The organism is Pseudorhodoplanes sp. (genome assembly GCF_050250235.1).
GTDB lineage: Bacteria > Pseudomonadota > Alphaproteobacteria > Rhizobiales > Xanthobacteraceae > Pseudorhodoplanes.
Genome location: NZ_JBFWPA010000053.1, coordinates 15,139 through 33,274, shown reverse-complemented (window position 1 = coordinate 33,274; position 18,136 = coordinate 15,139). Strand labels below are relative to the sequence as shown.

Here is an 18,136-nt window from a genome sequence, read left to right as displayed (position 1 = left end):
GGCCGCTAGTGCGCGGTCCCATTCGTACCGAAATGGCGTATCCATTCGGCGACATAGAAGCCGATCGAAAGCAAGGTCAAGATCGTGACCAGCCCCATCAGCACCGGCAAGACCATGCCGGCGTCGAAATTCAGCCCGAGCGAGCCCAATGCCACTCCCGCGAGGAGGATTTGGGCAACGGTATTGAGCTTGGAGACCGGATGCGGCCGGACCGCCATCGGGCGATTGATCAGCATGGCCAGAAGGAAGCCGCCGACGATCAGGATGTCCCGCGACACCACCAGGATCACGATCCAGCGAGGCAGTGCCTCCGTGAAGCCCAGCGCCACATAGATCGACACGATCAGCGCCTTGTCCGCCAGCGGATCCAGCAGGGCGCCCAGTTCTGTCGCCATGTTGAAGCGCTTGGCGAGGAAGCCGTCGACCGCATCGCTGATCCCGGCAGCCAGAAACAGGAGAAAGGCCGGTAGCATGTGACCGGACGTGATCGTCCAGACGATCAGGGGCACGCACAGAATGCGCGCCATGGTAATCAGATTGGGCAGACTCAAGGCGATAGGTCCCGGCAGGAATCAGGCCGGTGCAGCCGGCCATTTCGGACAGTATAACCGCGCTCAAGGCATTGCGCATAATGCGATTTCCGCGCTACCACGCGGCGAAATCAACGCACCGATGCGACGGGGCTCGATAAGCATGTCCGGCAACAAGCGCGGCCTGACCTATGGCGAAGCCGGCGTCGATATCGATGCCGGCAACCGCATGGTCGATCTGATCAGGCCGTTGGTCCGCGCCACCGCTCGCGCCGGCGCCGATGCCGAAATCGGGGGCTTTGGCGGCCTGTTCGATCTCGCGCGCGCCGGTTTCAAGGACCCGATCCTGGTCGCGGCGACCGATGGCGTCGGCACCAAGGTCAAGATCGCCATCGAGACCGGCCGGCATGACACCATCGGCATCGATCTGGTCGCCATGTCGGTCAATGACCTCGTCGTTCAGGGCGCCGAACCCTTGTTCTTTCTCGACTATTTTGCCTGCTCCAAACTCGACCCGGCGGTCGGGGCGAGCATCGTTGCGGGCATCGCCGAGGGCTGCCGGCTCGCGGGCTGCGCCCTGGTCGGGGGTGAGACCGCCGAAATGCCGGGGCTCTATCAGGCGGGCGATTACGATCTGGCCGGATTCGCGGTCGGCGCCGCAGAGCGCGGCTCGGTGCTCCCGCGCGCCGATGTCGCCGCGGGCGACGTAGTGATCGGACTTGCCTCCTCCGGCATTCACGCCAACGGATTTTCGCTGGTGCGGCGCGTGGTCGACCTGTCGGGACTGAAATGGGCCGATCCTGCGCCATTTGCACCGGAACGGCCGCTCGGCGAAGCACTGCTGGTGCCGACGCGGCTCTATGTGAAGAGCTGTCTTGCCGCCATCCGTCAGACGCGAGCCGTGAAGGCTCTCGCCCACATCACCGGAGGCGGCTTTCCCGACAACATTCCGCGCGCGCTTCCGCCGTCCCTCGGCGTGGACATCGACCTGTCGCAGGTGACGGTCCCTGCGGTGTTCAAATGGCTTTCGGAAATGGGCGGAATTCCCGTCCACGAAATGCTGCGGACGTTCAATTGCGGAATCGGGATGGTGTTGATCGTCGAGCCTGACAAGGTGGAAGCCGTGCTGGCGATCCTGCGCCAGCACGGTGATTCCGCGACGCAGATCGGCAAGGTCGTGCCGGCCCAGCCTGACGCCCGCGTGACCTACGAGGGCGTGCTCGACCTGTCACTCTAGCCGATCGGGGCTCGGAGAGCCACGTATGACCCGCAAACGCACGGCCATCCTGATTTCCGGCCGCGGCTCCAACATGTCAGCGCTGATCGCGGCGGCCAGCGACGCCGGCTACCCAGCCGAAATCGCCCTGGTCGGGTCGAACCGGCCGGAGGCCGCCGGCTTGCAGCGCGCGGCGGAGGCCGGAATTCCGACGGCGATCGTGGATCACACGATTTACGGCAAGGACCGCACGGCCTTTGAGCGCGCGCTCCACGACGTCCTGCTGCAGCACCGCATCCAGATCATTTGTCTTGCCGGTTTCATGCGGCTTCTATCGCCCTGGTTCATCGCGCAATGGCCGAATCGGATACTGAATATTCATCCTGCGCTACTGCCGTCCTTCAAGGGTCTCGACACGCATCGACGCGCGATCGAGGCAGGCGCAAGCGAGCACGGCGCAACCGTGCATTTCGTCGTTGCGGAGATGGATTCCGGGCCGGTCGTGGCCCAGGGTCGCGTACCGTTATTTCCCGACGACACCGAAACGGCACTCGCCGCACGCGTGCTTGCGGTCGAACATCGAATCTATCCTCTGGCATTGAAACTCGTTGCTTCGGATCGGGTGCGCGTGGACGACGGACGATGCATTGTCTGCGGCGCCGTCAGCGCGGAGGAGGCAACGCTGCTTCCCCGGCACCCGGCGCATTAAAAAAGCCCCGTATTCCGGGGCTTCGAAGCAAGTCAACGCGGACGCGCCGCGCTCATGAAAATGGACTAAGCCACTTTGAGATTTTCCGCGGATGCCTTGCCGCGGTTTGTCACGAGTTCGAACTCAACCGTCTGTCCCTCGTTCAGGGTCGAAAGCCCTGCACGCTCGACAGCCGAAATGTGAACGAAAACGTCCTTGTCGCCGGTGGTCGGCTTGATGAACCCGTAGCCTTTGGTCGGGTTGAACCATTTGACGGTACCCTTCGGCATCGTCTGTCTCCTGGGTCTGGTCAGTCAGAGATGACGCCCGCAACTTCAGCCGCACCGGCGCCACAACCTAAGCTTTTGGGGGATCCGAACGATCACGTCGCGACGAGGCGGAGCGGGAGGCGAAGGAACCAAAGTCAGATTGCCGCTTGAGCCAACCGAAGAAATGCGGCTGAAGCAAGACAGTGGCAGGTGCTGATCTTTGACCAGCGGTCGCACATGTTGAGCCGAATCTTAAGGAAAGGCGACCCTGCGGATCATGACCGGCCCGCGATCGGGCGCAGGCGCCACCGTGCAAGCTTTTCGATTTCGAGCACAACGAAGAACACGACACCAAGCATCACGATCGCGACGCCGTCCGCGAGCGAGACCGGACGTGTCTCGAAGATCCGCTGCATGAACGGCGCATAGGTGAAAACGAACTGCGCTGCCGTGATGCTGCCGATCCCAACCAGTACCGCCGGCGTGCCGGCAATTCCGGTCCAGGTGAAGGAGGTGCCGTGCAGGTAGCGGACGCTGAACAGATAGAAAATCTCGAGCACAACGATCGTGTTGACCACGATGGTGCGTGCCTCCTCGATCGGCGCTCCCCGCGCACGGGCGAAGAAGAACATCCCAAACGCGCTGACGACGAACAGCAGCGACACGAAGATCACCCGCCAGACCAGCAGCGCGGACAGGATCGGCCGATCGGGCAAACGCGGCGGACGCCGCATGGCATCGGGTTCCGTCGGCTCGAAGGCCAGCGTCAGGCCGAGACCCACGGCGGTCACCATGTTGATCCACAGGATCTGAACCGGTGTCATGGGCAATGCGAGGCCAAACAGGATTGCGATGACAAGCGCCATCGACTCCCCGCCGTTGGTCGGCAATGTCCAGCCGATCACCTTGCTCAGGTTGTCGTAAACCGTGCGACCCTCGCGCACCGCCGCGACGATCGAAGCGAAATCATCGTCGGCGAGCACGACTTCGGCGGCCTCCTTCGCCGCCTCCGTGCCCTTGCGGCCCATCGCAATGCCGACATCCGCGCGCTTCAGGGCCGGCGCATCGTTGACGCCGTCCCCGGTCATCGCAACCACGGCGCCATCTGCCTGCAGCGCTTCGACCAGATGCAACTTGTGCTCGGGGGTCGTTCGCGCGAATACGGTGGTGTCGTGCGCGACCTCGCGGAAGCTCGCCTCGTCGAGCCCCTCGAGCCGGTCCCCGGTAACCACGGCGCGATGGTTGGGCAAGCCGAGTTGCGCCGCGATGGCGCCGGCTGTGGCCGCATGATCGCCCGTGATCACCTTCACGCCAATTCCGGCTTCGGCGCATTCGCGGATCGCCACGATCGCTTCCTCGCGCGGCGGATCGATCAGGCCGACGAGGCCAAGCAGGACAAGGCCTGCCTCGGCATCCTTGAAGGTGAGATCGCGACTGCCTTGCGGCATGGTCTTCATCGCAAGCGCCAGCACGCGCTGGCCGCGCGACGCCAGCGCCTCAATTTCACGATCCCACCGCTCGCGCACGAGGGCCTGGGTGCCGCTGGAGCAGAGCGCGCTCCCGCACATGCCGATCACATTCTCCGGCGCGCCCTTCAGATACAGCACCGCACCGCCTTCATGGCCGTGATGCAGCGTCGCCATGAAGCGATGGCGCGCATCGAACGGGATTTCGTCGGTGCGCGGATACTGCTTGCGGGTGACGGCAACGTCGTAACCTGCCTTCGCGGCGAAGCTGACGAGGGCGCCCTCCATGGGGTCGCCGTCGACGATCCAGCCATCCTGCTTCCGCCGCAAGCTCGCATCGTTGCAGAGCAGCGCCGCGCGCACGAGTTCACACAACACTGCGTCTTCCATCGGATCAATCGTGCCGCCGTCGCGTGTGAATGTGCCTTTCGGCTCATAGCCATTTCCGCCGACCTCGATTTCGCTCGATGCGATGACCGCCGATCGCACCATCATTTCATTGCGCGTAAGCGTGCCGGTCTTGTCGGAGCAGATGATCGAAACCGATCCAAGCGTCTCCACGGCGGGCAACTGGCGGATGATCGCATTGCGCGCCGCCATCCGTTGCACGCCGATGGCGAGCGTGATGGTCATCACCGCCGGCAGCCCTTCGGGAATGGCTGCGACCGCGAGCCCCACCATCGCCATGAAGGCCTCCGCCCAGGCGTAGTCGCGCACGAACACCGCGAACACGAACACCACTGCGCAGATCGCGAGGATGACCGCGGTCAGCTGACGCGCGAACCGGTCCATCTGCCGAACCAGCGGCGTGGTCAAGGTTTCGACCGCTCCGAGCATGGCGCTGATGCGACCAAGCTCGGTTGAAAGCCCGGTCGCCACGACAACCCCGAAGCCCTGTCCGGCGGCGACCAACGTGCCGGAAAACGCCATCGAGATGCGGTCTCCCAGCGCAGCATTGGCATCGACCGGCATCGCGCCCTTCTCCACCGGCAAAGATTCGCCGGTGAGGATCGCTTCCTCCATTGTCAGATTGCGCGCGCGGATCAGACGCAAGTCCGCAGGAACGCGATCACCCGCTTCGATGATGACGATGTCGCCTGGGACGATGTCGTCGGCCCGGACCGTGGTGCGGTTTGAATCACGAAGCACCGAGGCCTGAGCCGTGATCATCGTGCGGATGGCGTCGAGCGCCTGTTCGGCGCGCCCCTCCTGAACAAATCCGATCGCGGCGTTGAGCAGGACAACGGCGAAGATCACTGCGGCGTCGACCCAATGGCCAAGCAGCGCAGCCATGATGCCGGCCACCAGGAGGACATAGATCAGAAGATTGTGGAATTGCGCGGCGAACCGCGTCAGCGCCGAGCGCGGCCTGGAGGTCGGCAGCCGGTTTGGCCCAAATTTCGCGAGCCGCCGCGCGGCTTCGTCCGACGAGAGCCCGTCTGACTGCGTATCCAGACGGTGCAGACAATCCTCAACCGTGGCGGCGTGCCAGGCGAAGGGACCGCCCGCGCCGGACAGGGCGGATGTTCTAAGCGGCGTGGTATCGGGCGAAGCGGTCATCGATCCTCGGGTCAACTCGCCGGGCCATGAACCGCGCTTCTATCTGCCACTCGACAGGCGCGCTTGATGCGCCGCAAATCAGACCTGCGACAAACGAACCCACACCTTGTTGTCATGAAACGCCGCCCCGCCGAACGGTGCGATGGCATCCGCACCGGTCAGCGAGTTGATGCCGCAGCCGTCCTCGTAGGCGGAATTCGGCCAGATCGATTCCGCGATCACGACGCCTCGCCGCACGCCCTCGAACAGCTTCGCGTGGAGTTTCACCTTGCCGCGTGTGTTTCCGACAATAATGCGGTCACCATCGGCGATGCCGTGAGCCGTGGCGTCTTCCGGATGCATCATCAGCGTTGGACGCCCTTCCCGCTTCACCGACACCGGCGTCTCGTTGAAGGTCGAGTTCAGGAATTGCCGCGCCGGCGAGGTTGCCAGCCGGAACGGATGCTCGGCGTCGGCGCTCTCCGTCACCGCCCAGTGATCCGGCAGAACCGGCATCTGCGCGACCGGACCCGCGGTCCAAGGCGACTTGAACGGCACCGTCGGCCAGTCCGGCTTGAAGCGGAACTTTCCATCCGGCCACTTGAAGCCGTCGAGGTAATGCGCCTTCTCGAATGGCGGCTGGCAATCGATCCAGCGCTCACGTTCGAGCCGCTCCAGATCGCCCCAGCCGGATTTTTTCAGCGTCCAGTCGATGATCTCGCGCGGCGTCAGGTCGAAGCCTTCATGCTTGACGCCGAGTCGCTGCGCGAGACCGCAGATCACTTCGTGATTGCTGCGGCACCCGCCGGGCGCGTCGACCAGCTTCGGTCCGAGCAGAATGTACTGGCTGCCGCCGGCCTGATAGACGTCGTCGTGCTCCATGAACATGGTCGCGGGCAGGACGATGTCGGCCATCGCGGCGGTTTCCGTCATGAACTGTTCGTGCACGCACGTGAACAGGTCGGCGCGCGCAAAGCCGCGCTTCACCACATTCTGGTCGGGTGCGACCGAGACCGGATTGGTGTTCTGGATCAGGAGCGCCGTCACCGGCGGCCCGCCGAACAGCGCGTCGCGGTCGCCGTCGAGGATCGGGCCGATCTTCGACTGATCGAGCATGCGCACCGACGGATCGGTCAGCTCCGGCGCCTCGATCATGTCCTTGTTCCAGTGATAGATCGCGCCGTTATTGTGGAAGGCGCCGCCGCCCTCGTATTGCCAGGCGCCGGTCACCACTGGAATGCAGCTCGCCGCATGCATGTTGACCGCGCCGTTGCGGGAGCGCGAGAAGCCGTAGCCCAGCCGGAAGAACGCGCGCCTGTTCTCTTTCACCAGCGCTGCGAATTCCTCGATCGTCTCGACCGGACAGCCGGTGATCGCGGATGCCCATTGCGGACTGCGCGACTTTACATGAGCTTCCAGTTCGCGCGGCGCGTCGCTGTAGCGGTCGAGATAGTCCCAGTCGGCGGCGCCGTCGCGAAACAGGCAATGCATGATCGCACAGGCCAGCGCGCCGTCGGTGCCCGGCTTCACCAGCACCGGCAGGTCGGCCTGCTCCATGGTGCCGTTCATGTAGATATCGATGGCGACGATCCTGGCGCCGCGCTCCTTCCGCGCCCGCGTCGCATGCGTCATCACATTGACCTGCGTGGACACCGGATTGGTGCCCCAGATCACCACCAGGTCGGACTTCGCCATCTCGCGCGGATCTGCGCCGGCGAGCTTTCCGGTGCCGGCGATGAAGCCGGTCCAGGCGGGGTTGACACAGATCGTGGTCTGGAAGCCGGAATATTTCTTTGCATGCCGCAGCCGGTTGATACCGTCACGCATCACGAGGCCCATCGTGCCGGCATAGAAATACGGCCACACGGTCTCCGAGCCGTAGCGCGCTTCCGCTTTCAGGAACTGCTCGGCGACGATATCGAGCGCGTCGTCCCAGCCGATCTCCTCGAACGCGCCCTGGCCTTTCGGGCCCGTGCGCCGCAGCGGCTTCGTCAGCCGGTCGGGATGATGAATGCGGTCGGCATAGCGCGCGACCTTGGCGCAGATCACGCCGGCGGTGTAGGCGTTCTTATCCGCGCCCCGCACCCGGCCGATGCGCACGCCGTCATGCACCTCGACCTCCAGCGCGCAGGTCGAGGGACAGTCATGCGGACAGGCCGAAGCCCGGACGGCCAGGGAGACAGGGTGATGAATGTTCATTTGTCCTCAGCCTAGAACGACATCACACAATGAACCAGTTGCACTTTTGTGCACCTGGATATCCGCTCGCACAACAAGGTGTACAGTGTTGCTTGACATTCTCGAGGAGTTGTCTAGTATCACTAGACATGATCCGCTCGTTCAGAAGCAAGTCCCTCCGGCGGTTTGCCGAACGTGGAGATGCTTCGAAATTGAGCGTCCAGAACCCGGACCGCATCCGGCGCATTCTTGCCAGACTGGATGCTGCGATGAAGCCGGAGGATATGGACCTTCCCGGTTTTCGCTTTCACGGTCTCAAGGGCAGGAACAAGGGCCGATATGCCGTGGACGCCAGCGGAAACTGGCGGATCACATTCGGATGGCTGGATGGCGATGCCGTCGACGTCGACCTGGAGGACTATCACTGATGAGCGGCAACCCTCTCCTGAAAGGTCTCAAACCGACCCATCCCGGGGAATTCCTGCGGGAGGATGTGCTCCCTGCCCTCGGTATTCCCAAGACCGAGTTTGCCAGACGGCTCGGCATTTCGCGCGCCATGCTTTACTCAATTTTGAACCAGCAAGCCCCCATCACCCCGGCGATGGCGCTTCGTCTTGGCAAACTACTCGGCACCACCCCGGAATCCTGGCTCAACATGCAGCGCGACTATGATCTGCGTTTGCTGGAACGGGAGATGTCCGACGAGTTGAACGAAATCGATCCGGTCGCCGCATAGTCCGACGTGGGCTGCGCGCGCCCCGCCGCAGAAAGCGGCCCGCAAGCGAAACGCGGCGCTTCCTGGGGAGGCGCCGCATTCAAACTCACCGCTTGTGCGGAAACTCCTCGGGCCCGGGCGGATCGACCACCAGCGGCGCCTCCAGCATCTTCTTGTGCTGGTATTGCCGCAGCCAGAAGCCGAACGCGACCACGAACAATGCGCCGGCCGCCGCGGCCCAGTAGTGCAGCGCATGCATCTGATCCGGCGTGAGGATGCGCGCCAGCGCCGGATCCTTTGCCATGATGTCGCCGGCGACCCAGCCGAGCAGAGCCGCGCCGGCCCAGACCAGGATCGGGTACCGGTCCAGCAGCGACATCAGCAGCGCCGAGCCCGCGACAATCAGGGGGATCGAGGTCACCAGACCAAAGATGATGAGCGCGGTCTTGATCTGCTCGGCATGCGCCGGATCGACCCGGATGCCGGCCGTTTCCGCCGCCGCGGCGATTGCGATCACGTTGTCCAGGCTCATCACGATGTCGGCGATGGCGACGATCCGGACCGCGCGCCAGAGATTGTCCGCCGCCGCGACCTTGCCCTCGCCGTGATCCTCCTCGGGAACCACCAGCTTGATGGCAACCCAGATCAGAAGAATGCCGCCGATCAGCTTCAGGAACGGGTAGCCCATCGCCTGCGCCACCACCAGGGTGAAGAGGATGCGCAGCAGCACCGCGACCCCGGCGCCGAGAATCATGCCCCAGAACCGCTCTTTGGGCGGCAGCATCCGGCAGGCCAGCGCGATCACCACCGCGTTGTCGCCGGACAGGATGATGTTGATACCGATGATCTGCCCCGCCGCGACCCAGAAGGCCGGCGACAGCATGTCCGCCCACAGCGATCCCACCCCAATACCCCATGTTGGCCCTGACGATCGCGGGTTCTACGACCGTATTATTACAGGGGCAACAGGGCGCGCATGTCAGGCGATAGAAAAGTCCTATCAGCCGACGATCTCGTTTCCCGAAAAGAACTGGGCAATTTCCTTGGCCGCGGTGTCGGCAGCATCGGAACCGTGCACCGAATTCTCGCCGACCGACTTCGCAAACAGCTTGCGAATGGTGCCGTCGGCGGCTTTGGCCGGGTCGGTCGCGCCCATGATCTCGCGGTATTTCGCAATGGCGTTTTCGCCCTCGAGCACCTGCACCACCACCGGCGCAGAGGTCATGAAGGTCACCAATTCGCCGAAGAACGGGCGCTCTCGATGCACCCCGTAGAAGGTCTCGGCCTGCGCCTTCGACATGTGGATGCGCTTCTGGGCCACGATCCGCAGACCTGCCTTTTCAATCACTGCGTTGATGGCACCGGTCAGGTTTCGCGCAGTGGCGTCCGGCTTGAGAATCGAAAAGGTGCGCTCGATCGCCATGAGTGACGTCCTCTGAAGGTGCAGGGAATGAAGCCCGATATGGGCGCGAGCGGCTTATAGCCATGCCCTTCCGCCGCGGCAAGGCGGAGCCGCGTCGTCCGGCCGCACCCTTACAAATCCGTAACACTATGAATTCGCGCGGCTTTCCGGCGCACCGCGGATCGAACCTTTTGCGGATGGGGCGCGACTGACGAACAGGATGTGAGGATCACATCCGTCACAGGAGAGAAACCATGTTCCGCAAGACCATCCTTGGCCTGGCTGCCGGTGCGGCGCTCGTGACTGCTGCGCTCGCCCCGACTGCCGCTTCGGCCCACTATTACGGCGGTTACGGCTACAAGTCGTACTACAAGCCCTACTACGGCTATCGCTACTACAAGCCGTACTATGGCTATCGGTCGTACTACCGTTCCTACCGCTATTACTAAGCACGATGCGCCTTCCGGCGCCGTGCTGAACCCGGCCTCGCATCGAGGCCGGGTTTTTCGTGTCCGCACCCCGGCGCTCGACCGCAGGCGTGGTGCCAGGCGCTTCAAGAATGCGACTTTGCCGGGATGCAATCTGCCGGAACGCAGGCCTGCTGGAATGCAAGTCTGCTGGAATGCAAGTCTGTGAAGAGCGCGTTCGGTCGAACCTTTGCACACATGTCGCAGCATTCATTGCACAAGTTTAATCGGCATCCGCGAACGCCCAGCTCTCGATACGCGACTGATCTGCACAGGATGCACTCAAGCATCCGACTGAAGGAGAGTTGAAATGCTTCGCATGACTGCCATCGCATTCGCCGCTGTCGCCACCGTCGGCATCGCGTCGCTCGCGACCCCCTCTTCGGCCGAAGCCGGCTGGAAGGGCCATCATCATCACCGTCATTGGCACGGTCATCGCCACTTCCGCCCGATCCATTATGGCTGCTGGCGCAAGGTGTGGATCAACCTGCCGTATGGCGGTGGCTTCTTCAAGCGCGTTAACGTCTGCTACTGATCTCACCTCAGTGCGGACTTTATGCCGGGAGGCAGAGAGCCCCGGATCCCGCAAGGGACCGGGGCTTCTTTCTTTTCGGCAGGCGCGCGCTGCACCAGCGTGGTCGGCAGCAGCCACTTTCAATTAAAGACCGAATGGTCTATATATCGTGGATGAGCCGCCAACCCGCAACGCAGCCGGCCCGCGGCCGCCCCCGGAGCTTCGACACCGAAGCCGCTGTCGAACGTGCGATGAATGTGTTCTGGTCGCACGGTTATCACGCCACGGCGCTGCCTGACCTTCTTCGTGCGACGAAGCTCTCGCGTGGCAGCCTTTACGCCGCCTTCGGCGACAAGCACTCGCTCTTCCTGCGCGCACTCGATCGCTACATCGCCGATGCCCTGACACGGATGGATATCGAACTCGCTCCCGGCAGAGATCCGGTCGACGGCCTGCGAGCCTACCTTGCCGGCTATGTCGAGCGCACCAGCGGTGCCAAGGGCCGGCGCGGATGCCTGCTGGTGGCGACAGCCATGGAAATGGCCGGCCACGATCCCGAAGTCGATCGCCGCATTGCGGGCTTCTTCAATGCCATGGAGTTGAGGGTGGCCGATGCTTTGTCCCGCGCGAAAGCTGCGGCCAAGCTGGCCGATGGTGTCGAGCCTTCGAGCGCCGCCCGCATCATCGTCTGTTTCGTCGAGGGACTTCGGGTGACTGGCAAAACCGGACCGGCGCGAACCACGTCGCAATCCACCGCCGACGCCCTTCTCGACCGCTTCATCAAGTAGAGACAACAATGGACGCCAGCGCCCTCAGCTCGACTATATCTGGACCAAATGGTCTTGAAAGAAGGATATCATGACCGCTCTCCAGATCGTCTGCGCGGTGGCCGTGCCCTTGCTCTGGGGCTATCAGTTTGTGGCCATCAAGGTGGGCGTTGCGGAGTTTCCGCCGCTCTTCTTCCTTGCGCTGCGTTTCCTGGTCATCGCACTTCTGCTCATCCCGTTCGTCAAGCGGCCCACACGCCGACAATTCGGCCCTGTCGCAGCGATTTCGGTGTTCCTTGGCGGACTGAACTTCGGACTCTTCTATGTCGGGCTCGGGCTCGGCTCGGGAAGCATGTCGGCGATCGCCTATCAACTCGCCACACCCTTCACCATCCTGCTGGCCTGGCCGCTGCTCGCGGAACGGCCATCTCTAACGACATGCGCCGGAGTGGTGATTGCATTCGCCGGCGTGGTCGTGCTGACGGCGGGGCCCGGACTTACGGCCAACGCGCTTCCGCTGCTGCTTGTGGTGGGAGCAGCCTTCGCGTTTGCGATGTCCAACGTACTGACCAAGCGCTACGGCCCGTTCGACCCGTTGATGCTGATGGGCTGGTCGTCGCTGCTCACGGTGCCGCAGGTCATGCTGATGTCGCTGGTCCTTGAACAGGGACAGACCGCGAGCATGGTCACGGCGGACATGCGTGGCTGGCTGGCTCTCGCCTACACGATTTTCATCGGTGGAATTGTCGGATTTGGCCTCTGGTTCTGGCTGATTGGCCGTTGCTCCATGAGCCGCATTGCACCGTTCGGCCTGCTGCTTCCGGTATTCGCCGTGATGTCGAGCGTTTCGTTTCTCGGCGATCCTGTGACCTCAGCCCTGATCGTCGGCGGGCTGCTCGCGATCTCGGGCGTCGCGATGACGCAGTTCGGAGCCAGGGCGCCATCCATCTGAGCCCGACGGACCCGTTGTGACCTCTGGGTCGCGCTACACCAGCGCGATCAGCCGCACCGGTCCGCCGGTCGCATCCTTCACTTTCGGCATGCCGACGACGAGCGTCGCGCCCGCCGCTGGGACCTGGTCGAGATTCGCGACATTCTCCAGTCCCCAGCGGCCGGACGGCAGCCACAGGTAATGCGTCCTGAAGTCCTTCGAGGCACCGTGGTCGAGCGACAAGGTATCGACCGCAAGTCCGATGGCCTTGCGCTCGGTCATGAGCCATTGCGCAGCATCCGGCGAGAAGCCGGGAAAGTGAAAGACTCCTGCCGCGTCCTTGCCGGTGTATTTCGCGCCGTCGGCAGCGTAGCGCGCCCAGCCGGAATGCATGGCGACGCAAGCATTCTCGGCAATGCGCCCGTGCTTCTTCTCGTAAGCCTCGAGGTCGGAACGCGTCACCTGATAATCAGCATTTTTCGCCGCCTGCTGTGACACATCGACTACGGCGAGCGGCACGACGAACGACGCCGCATCGATGCGGTCCGCGGTCGCGCCGCTTTCGGAAAAATGAATCGGCGCATCGAGATGCGTTCCGGCATGCTCCATGACGTGCCAGACATAGGCGTTGAATCCGTCAGGCTTGAGCGAGGCCTGCCGCTCCATCGCGATACCCGGCTTGCCGAAGAAGGTCGGGAAGTCTGCCGACAACGTGTGTGTCAGATCGACCACGCCCTTGAAGCGGCGCTCCTGCGCGCGGCCTTGTTCGGGCACCACGGCCGTCGCGGCAAACGCGGTCGCCGCCGCGGCGCCCCTGAAGAATCCACGCCGGCTCAGCGCCGCGCGCACTGCTTCTTCACATCCGGGAACGCACATGACGAACTCCTCTGGTCGATGACGGCGCAACTGCGACTGCAAGAATTGCGCCTTCGCGCACCGGTGGCAATCCACAAGACGGCGCCGCCCATTCTGCTGCTGCATCCAACGCGTCACGATGTCGCGATCCCCGCTGCACAGCGCGAGCGGAATACTCGAATCGTGAGCCGGGCCAAAGAATCACGCAAGATGTCGGCACGGTGAGGGAGCATTGGATGGCGATGAAGCTGAAGGTCGGGGCAACCGCGGCGATAGCTTGCGCGGCCCTGTTCATGTCCGACATCCGCATGACCGCTGACGCGCACGGCGTGCATCGTCCGCGGATCGGCGCCAGCCACAAGACGCCGAGCGGCGCGCCGGAGACCTGGGGCACCTATTGCATTACCGAGCTTGCGCCGCTGTTTCGCGAGGCGATCTTGCTGGCGCAGGCCAACCAGCCGGCGCCTGGGACGAGCGCACCAGCCCCGGCGGCGGATGCCGTGACAAGCCAGCCACCTGGAACGGTCAATATCAAGCCGCTTTACCCGGTGCCGACGCAGGCGGCCACGCCGCAGCCGTCAAACATCCCGCTGCTGAAGCCGCTGCCGCCGTCGATGTCAGACAAGCCGCAGCAGACCACCGAGAAGATGACGATCTTCGTCGCGCGCAAGATCGTCACCATGGATCCAGGCTGGCCGACCGCCACCGCGGTCGCGGTCAAGGATGGCCGCATTCTGTCGGTCGGCACCCTGGAAGACCTGCAGCCCTGGATGAAGCGCTTCCCGTACGACATCGATCGCCGCTTTGCCAAGCAGGTGATCTATCCGGGCTTCGTCGAGGCGCACGGCCATCCTGTGATGGGCTCGGTCGCGATCAGTCTGCCGCCGCTGACCTATTTCCCGCTGCGCAATCCCTATGGTCCGGATTTTCCCGGCGTGAAGACGCGGGACGACGCGACAAAGCTGCTCAGGAAATACGTCAAGGAAGCCAAACCCGGCTCAACGGTGCTGACCTGGGGCTATGACGTGGTGGCGATGGGCGGCGATCTGCTCAATCGCGACGATCTCGATGCGATTTCAAAGGATCAGCCGATCATCGTCTGGGATGCATCCGAGCATTACGTGTTCGCCAACAGCGCCGCGATCCAGAAATATGGCATCACCAACGAACTGGTGGCCAAGACCATCGGCGCCGGCAAGAATCCGGACGGCTCGTCCAACGGACAATTCCTCGGAACCGAAGCCGCCAAGATCATCATGCTGAAGCCGCTGGCGGAAGTTCTCACGCCGGAAGAAGGCATGCGGCGCCTGCGCTATCTCGGCGCGCTGATGCAGCAGGCCGGCATTACCGCCACCGGCGACCTGTTCTATGGCGGCGTCAATCTCGAACTCGAAAACCTGCTGACCCGGCAGTATTTCGGCCAGCCTAACTCGATCGCACGCATCGTGCATGTGGCGGATGGCGCAACCTTCTCCGAATTGTATGGCGAGCGCGCCGTCGCGGAGGCCATCAGGCTGCGCACCACCAGCAACGAGCGTCTGATCTTCAACGGCGTCAAGTTCTACGCCGACGACGCATTCGTCTCGCTCGGCATGGAGTTGCAATTTCCCGGCTACATCGACAACAAGCGGTTCAAGGGCCTGTTCATGTATTCCTCGAAGGAGGCCTTCCTGGACGCGATGCGGCCGTGGTGGAATGCCGGCTTCCAGATTCACGTGCATTCCAACGGCTCCGGCGGCAACCAGATCACACTCGACGCCCTCGCCGCGCTGCAGGCGGAGACGCCGCGCTTCGACCATCGCTTCTCGTTCGAGCATTTTGGAATTTCGAGTGTCGCCCAGGCCCGTCAGGTCAAGGCGCTCGGCGCGGTGATCTCGACCAATCCGTATTATGTCTCGGAGCGCGCCGACCTGAATGCCGACTATATCGGCACCGATCGCGCGTCGCTTGCCGCGCGCATGAACACGATCCTGAAGGAGAATATCGTTCTCTCCCTGCACTCCGACACGCCGGTCGGGGTGCCAAGCCCGCTCTACGAGGTCTGGACCGCCGTCAACCGCATTGGCGAATTGTCGGGGAAAATCCATGCCCCGGCCGAGCGCGTGCGCAACGTCGAACGAGCGATGCGCATGGTCACCATCGACGCCGCCTACACGCTCGGCGTCGACGACCGGATCGGCAGCATCGAGGCCGGCAAATACGCCGACTTCGTCGTGCTCGACAAGGACCCGCAGGAGGTAAGCGCCAAGACCATCAAGGACGTGAAGGTGATCGCCACCATCACCGCCGGCCGCGCGATGCTGACCTCGCAGACCCGCAAGCCGGACTGGTCGCTTCCGCCGCTGTGACGGGGCGGAAGCCGACCGCGAGGTCGCAAAAAGCATTCGGCCCGGGAGGAAGGTCTCCGCCCGGGCCGATGTAAACTCTACTTCTTTTTCTTCTTCGCTTTTTTCTTCTTGGCCTTCTTCGCCATAGCGTCCTCTTTCAGGTTTGAGGTGAAAACGCCACTCGAGCCGCCGGAGGGCTGGCCCCGCATCAATTTCAAGTGATTCGTTCAAAGAGTCACTGTCATCAATGCGTCTTGAGTCGTCCCCGTTATTCTTTTCCTCATCCAAATGACGTCTTCACGCTGGACGGTGCCGGAATCGGCAAGAACCGCGGACCGGCATCGGCACCTTGCATGGAAGTTGATCTCTCGCGGCGTATTCGCCACAACGCGCGACCATGCTGACCATTGAAAATCTGTCCGTCCGCGTCGCCGGACGCCTGCTGATCGACGAAGCCTCGGTGCGCGTACCGGCCGGCAGCCGCACCGGCCTTGTCGGCCGCAACGGTACCGGCAAGACCACGCTATTCAACGTCATCACCGGCGACCTCGCGTCGGAATCCGGGAGCCTGACCGTGCGCCAGCGGTGCCGGGTCGGGCGGCTCCTGCAGGAGGCGCCGAGCGGGCCGGACAGCCTGATCGACATCGTGCTGGCCGCCGATCTCGAACGCGCTGCGCTGCTGGCCGAGGGCGAGCACGCCACCGACCCGGAGCGGATTGCCGACATCCACATGCGGCTCGCCGACATTGACGCGCATTCGGCGCCGGCGCGGGCCGCCGCGATCCTGTCGGGCCTCGGCTTCTCGACCGCGGATCAGGCGCGCGCGGTGTCGGAATTCTCCGGCGGCTGGCGCATGCGGGTGGCGCTCGCGGCCACCCTGTTCGCCGCCCCCGACCTCCTGCTGCTCGACGAGCCGACCAACTATCTCGACCTCGAAGGCACGCTCTGGCTGGAAGACCACCTGGCCCGCTACCCGCACACCGTCATCGTCATCAGCCACGACCGTGATCTGCTCGACAGCGCGGTCGATTCCATCCTCCATCTGGAGAACGGCAAGCTCACCTTCTATCGCGGCGGCTATTCGTCGTTCGAGCGGCAGCGCCGCGAACGCCAGATGCTGGACGCCAAATTCGCCAAGAAGCAGGAGGCGCAAAGGAAACACCTGCAGGCTTTCGTCGACCGCTTCCGCGCCAAGGCGTCGAAGGCACGGCAGGCGCAGTCGCGCCTGAAAATGCTGGCGCGGCTGGAGCCGGCTGCGGCGATGGTCGCCGACGACGTCCGGCCGATCGTATTGCCGGCGCCGGAGAAGACATTGTCGCCGCCGATCCTGGCGCTGGACGGCGTGTCGGTCGGCTACGAGCCGGGCAAGCCGGTGCTGCGCAACCTGTCGCTGCGGATCGACGACGATGACCGCATCGCGCTGCTTGGCGCCAACGGCAACGGCAAGTCGACGCTGGTCAAGTTGCTCGCGGATCGTCTCGCTCCCATGAGCGGCCGGATCACCCGCGCCGACAAGCTGCGGATCGCCTATTTCGCGCAGCACCAGCTCGACGAATTGCGTCCCAAGGACAGCGTCTACGACCATGTCCGGCGGCTGATGCCGGACGAGCCTGAGGCCAAAGTCAGGGCGAAGGCGGGCGCCATCGGCTTTTCCGCGCAGCGCGCCGACGCGGCGGTCGAGACGCTGTCGGGCGGCGAGAAGGCGCGGCTGATGCTCGGCCTCGCCACCTTCGGCGGGCCGCATCTCGTCATCCTCGACGAACCGACCAACCATCTCGACATCGACAGCCGTGCGGCATTGATCGAGGCCATCAACGATTATCCGGGCGCGGTGATCCTGGTGTCGCACGACCGTTATCTGCTGGAGGCCAGCGTCGACCGCCTCTGGATCGTGCAGAATGGCGGCGTCGCGAGTTACGATGGCGATCTCGACGACTATCGCCGGCTGATCCTCTCCGGCAAGGCCAGCGACACCCGCAACCATGCCGAAGCATCGGAGCGGAAGCCCGGTGCAGAAGCACGCAAGACATCCGGAGAGAGGCGCGCCGAGCTGGCGGCGTTGAAGAAGCGCATCACCGTGGCCGAGGACCTGACAAGAAAACTTGCGGCCGAGATCGACAACATCGATGCGAAGCTCGCTGAACTATTCGCAAGCGATCCCGGCAAGGCCGCGCAGCTTGCGAAACTGCGCACGGAAACCGCCGGCAAGCTCGCCCAGGCGGAAGAGGAATGGCTCGACGCAAGCACGGCCTATGAGGCAGCGCAGGCGTGA

Annotated in this window: 17 protein-coding genes; 10 read left to right on the top strand and 7 right to left on the bottom strand. The window is 63.7% G+C overall.

The window, feature by feature from the left end:
• Nucleotides 1-5: 5 nt before the first annotated feature.
• Nucleotides 6-551, bottom strand: coding sequence for a CDP-alcohol phosphatidyltransferase family protein (locus AB7F49_RS21580; protein ID WP_428526131.1), 546 nt, complete (start codon nt 549-551; stop codon nt 6-8).
• 142 nt (nt 552-693) lie between these two features.
• Between AB7F49_RS21580 and purM the strand changes: the two genes are divergently transcribed.
• A complete protein-coding gene (gene purM, locus AB7F49_RS21575; protein ID WP_428526129.1) occupies nt 694-1,767 on the top strand; it encodes a phosphoribosylformylglycinamidine cyclo-ligase in 1,074 nt (357 codons plus the stop codon).
• 25 nt (nt 1,768-1,792) lie between these two features.
• Nucleotides 1,793-2,455, top strand: coding sequence for a phosphoribosylglycinamide formyltransferase (gene purN / locus AB7F49_RS21570; RefSeq protein ID WP_428526127.1), 663 nt, complete (start codon nt 1,793-1,795; stop codon nt 2,453-2,455).
• A 65-nt stretch (nt 2,456-2,520) separates the two neighbouring features.
• On the opposite strand, the gene AB7F49_RS21565 is transcribed toward purN, so the two are convergent.
• From AB7F49_RS21565 to AB7F49_RS21555, 3 genes are all read right to left on the bottom strand, one after another.
• Nucleotides 2,521-2,724, bottom strand: coding sequence for a cold-shock protein (locus AB7F49_RS21565; RefSeq protein ID WP_428526125.1), 204 nt, complete (start codon nt 2,722-2,724; stop codon nt 2,521-2,523).
• A 254-nt stretch (nt 2,725-2,978) separates the two neighbouring features.
• Entirely contained in the window at nt 2,979-5,729 is a 2,751-nt protein-coding gene (locus AB7F49_RS21560; protein ID WP_428526123.1) for an HAD-IC family P-type ATPase, read from the bottom strand.
• A 78-nt stretch (nt 5,730-5,807) separates the two neighbouring features.
• Nucleotides 5,808-7,907 (bottom strand): molybdopterin-containing oxidoreductase family protein, encoded by a 2,100-nt coding sequence (locus AB7F49_RS21555; protein WP_428526121.1) that lies wholly within the window; start codon nt 7,905-7,907, stop codon nt 5,808-5,810.
• A 29-nt stretch (nt 7,908-7,936) separates the two neighbouring features.
• Here AB7F49_RS21555 and AB7F49_RS21550 point away from each other — a divergent pair, with 29 nt between their 5' ends.
• Both AB7F49_RS21550 and AB7F49_RS21545 read left to right on the top strand, forming a co-directional pair.
• On the top strand, nt 7,937-8,314 hold the full coding sequence (locus tag AB7F49_RS21550) for a type II toxin-antitoxin system RelE/ParE family toxin (RefSeq protein WP_428526119.1): 378 nt from the start codon (nt 7,937-7,939) through the stop codon (nt 8,312-8,314).
• A complete protein-coding gene (locus AB7F49_RS21545; RefSeq protein ID WP_428526117.1) occupies nt 8,314-8,622 on the top strand; it encodes a HigA family addiction module antitoxin in 309 nt (102 codons plus the stop codon). Before AB7F49_RS21550 ends, AB7F49_RS21545 begins: the two co-directional genes overlap by 1 nt.
• A gap of 85 nt (nt 8,623-8,707) precedes the next feature.
• On the opposite strand, the gene AB7F49_RS21540 is transcribed toward AB7F49_RS21545, so the two are convergent.
• Both AB7F49_RS21540 and ndk read right to left on the bottom strand, forming a co-directional pair.
• Nucleotides 8,708-9,484 (bottom strand): TerC family protein, encoded by a 777-nt coding sequence (locus tag AB7F49_RS21540; RefSeq protein WP_428526153.1) that lies wholly within the window; start codon nt 9,482-9,484, stop codon nt 8,708-8,710.
• Between the two features lie 117 nt (nt 9,485-9,601).
• Entirely contained in the window at nt 9,602-10,024 is a 423-nt protein-coding gene (gene ndk, locus AB7F49_RS21535) for a nucleoside-diphosphate kinase (protein WP_428526115.1), read from the bottom strand.
• Between the two features lie 233 nt (nt 10,025-10,257).
• On the opposite strand from ndk, the gene AB7F49_RS21530 reads away from it, so the two are divergent.
• The 4 genes from AB7F49_RS21530 to AB7F49_RS21515 all read left to right on the top strand — a co-directional run bounded on the left by AB7F49_RS21530 (nt 10,258) and on the right by AB7F49_RS21515 (nt 12,703).
• A complete protein-coding gene (locus AB7F49_RS21530) occupies nt 10,258-10,452 on the top strand; it encodes a sulfur globule protein precursor (RefSeq protein ID WP_428526113.1) in 195 nt (64 codons plus the stop codon).
• Between the two features lie 337 nt (nt 10,453-10,789).
• Nucleotides 10,790-11,005, top strand: a complete 216-nt coding sequence (locus tag AB7F49_RS21525; RefSeq protein ID WP_428526111.1) for a hypothetical protein — start codon at nt 10,790-10,792, stop codon at nt 11,003-11,005.
• A 152-nt stretch (nt 11,006-11,157) separates the two neighbouring features.
• Nucleotides 11,158-11,772: a TetR/AcrR family transcriptional regulator gene (locus tag AB7F49_RS21520; RefSeq protein ID WP_428526109.1), complete on the top strand. Its 615-nt coding sequence runs from the start codon at nt 11,158-11,160 to the stop codon at nt 11,770-11,772.
• A 70-nt stretch (nt 11,773-11,842) separates the two neighbouring features.
• On the top strand, nt 11,843-12,703 hold the full coding sequence (locus tag AB7F49_RS21515; protein ID WP_428526107.1) for a DMT family transporter: 861 nt from the start codon (nt 11,843-11,845) through the stop codon (nt 12,701-12,703).
• Nucleotides 12,704-12,736: 33 nt separating this feature from the next.
• Here the strand turns inward: AB7F49_RS21515 and AB7F49_RS21510 are convergent, their stop codons facing one another.
• Nucleotides 12,737-13,558, bottom strand: a complete 822-nt coding sequence (locus AB7F49_RS21510; protein WP_428526105.1) for a cyclase family protein — start codon at nt 13,556-13,558, stop codon at nt 12,737-12,739.
• A gap of 215 nt (nt 13,559-13,773) precedes the next feature.
• On the opposite strand from AB7F49_RS21510, the gene AB7F49_RS21505 reads away from it, so the two are divergent.
• Together AB7F49_RS21505 and AB7F49_RS21500 are read left to right on the top strand one after the other, a co-directional pair.
• Complete coding sequence (locus tag AB7F49_RS21505; protein ID WP_428526104.1) at nt 13,774-15,885, top strand: amidohydrolase family protein; 2,112 nt, start codon at nt 13,774-13,776, stop codon at nt 15,883-15,885.
• Between the two features lie 376 nt (nt 15,886-16,261).
• Entirely contained in the window at nt 16,262-18,136 is a 1,875-nt protein-coding gene (locus AB7F49_RS21500; RefSeq protein ID WP_428526102.1) for an ABC-F family ATP-binding cassette domain-containing protein, read from the top strand.

Bases quoted from the DNA above. Each gene is read 5' to 3' on its own strand.
- purM (WP_428526129.1), top strand. From the start codon at position 694: ATGTCCGGCAACAAGCGCGGCCTGACCTATGGCGAAGCCGGCGTCGAT.
- purN (WP_428526127.1), top strand. From the start codon at position 1,793: ATGACCCGCAAACGCACGGCCATCCTGATTTCCGGCCGCGGCTCCAAC.
- AB7F49_RS21565 (WP_428526125.1), bottom strand. From the start codon at position 2,724: ATGCCGAAGGGTACCGTCAAATGGTTCAACCCGACCAAAGGCTACGGG.
- AB7F49_RS21560 (WP_428526123.1), bottom strand. From the start codon at position 5,729: ATGACCGCTTCGCCCGATACCACGCCGCTTAGAACATCCGCCCTGTCC.
- AB7F49_RS21555 (WP_428526121.1), bottom strand. From the start codon at position 7,907: ATGAACATTCATCACCCTGTCTCCCTGGCCGTCCGGGCTTCGGCCTGT.
- AB7F49_RS21550 (WP_428526119.1), top strand. From the start codon at position 7,937: ATGAACCAGTTGCACTTTTGTGCACCTGGATATCCGCTCGCACAACAA.
- AB7F49_RS21545 (WP_428526117.1), top strand. From the start codon at position 8,314: ATGAGCGGCAACCCTCTCCTGAAAGGTCTCAAACCGACCCATCCCGGG.
- AB7F49_RS21540 (WP_428526153.1), bottom strand. From the start codon at position 9,484: ATGCTGTCGCCGGCCTTCTGGGTCGCGGCGGGGCAGATCATCGGTATC.
- ndk (WP_428526115.1), bottom strand. From the start codon at position 10,024: ATGGCGATCGAGCGCACCTTTTCGATTCTCAAGCCGGACGCCACTGCG.
- AB7F49_RS21530 (WP_428526113.1), top strand. From the start codon at position 10,258: ATGTTCCGCAAGACCATCCTTGGCCTGGCTGCCGGTGCGGCGCTCGTG.
- AB7F49_RS21525 (WP_428526111.1), top strand. From the start codon at position 10,790: ATGACTGCCATCGCATTCGCCGCTGTCGCCACCGTCGGCATCGCGTCG.
- AB7F49_RS21520 (WP_428526109.1), top strand. From the start codon at position 11,158: ATGAGCCGCCAACCCGCAACGCAGCCGGCCCGCGGCCGCCCCCGGAGC.
- AB7F49_RS21515 (WP_428526107.1), top strand. From the start codon at position 11,843: ATGACCGCTCTCCAGATCGTCTGCGCGGTGGCCGTGCCCTTGCTCTGG.
- AB7F49_RS21510 (WP_428526105.1), bottom strand. From the start codon at position 13,558: ATGTGCGTTCCCGGATGTGAAGAAGCAGTGCGCGCGGCGCTGAGCCGG.
- AB7F49_RS21505 (WP_428526104.1), top strand. From the start codon at position 13,774: ATGGCGATGAAGCTGAAGGTCGGGGCAACCGCGGCGATAGCTTGCGCG.
- AB7F49_RS21500 (WP_428526102.1), top strand. From the start codon at position 16,262: ATGCTGACCATTGAAAATCTGTCCGTCCGCGTCGCCGGACGCCTGCTG.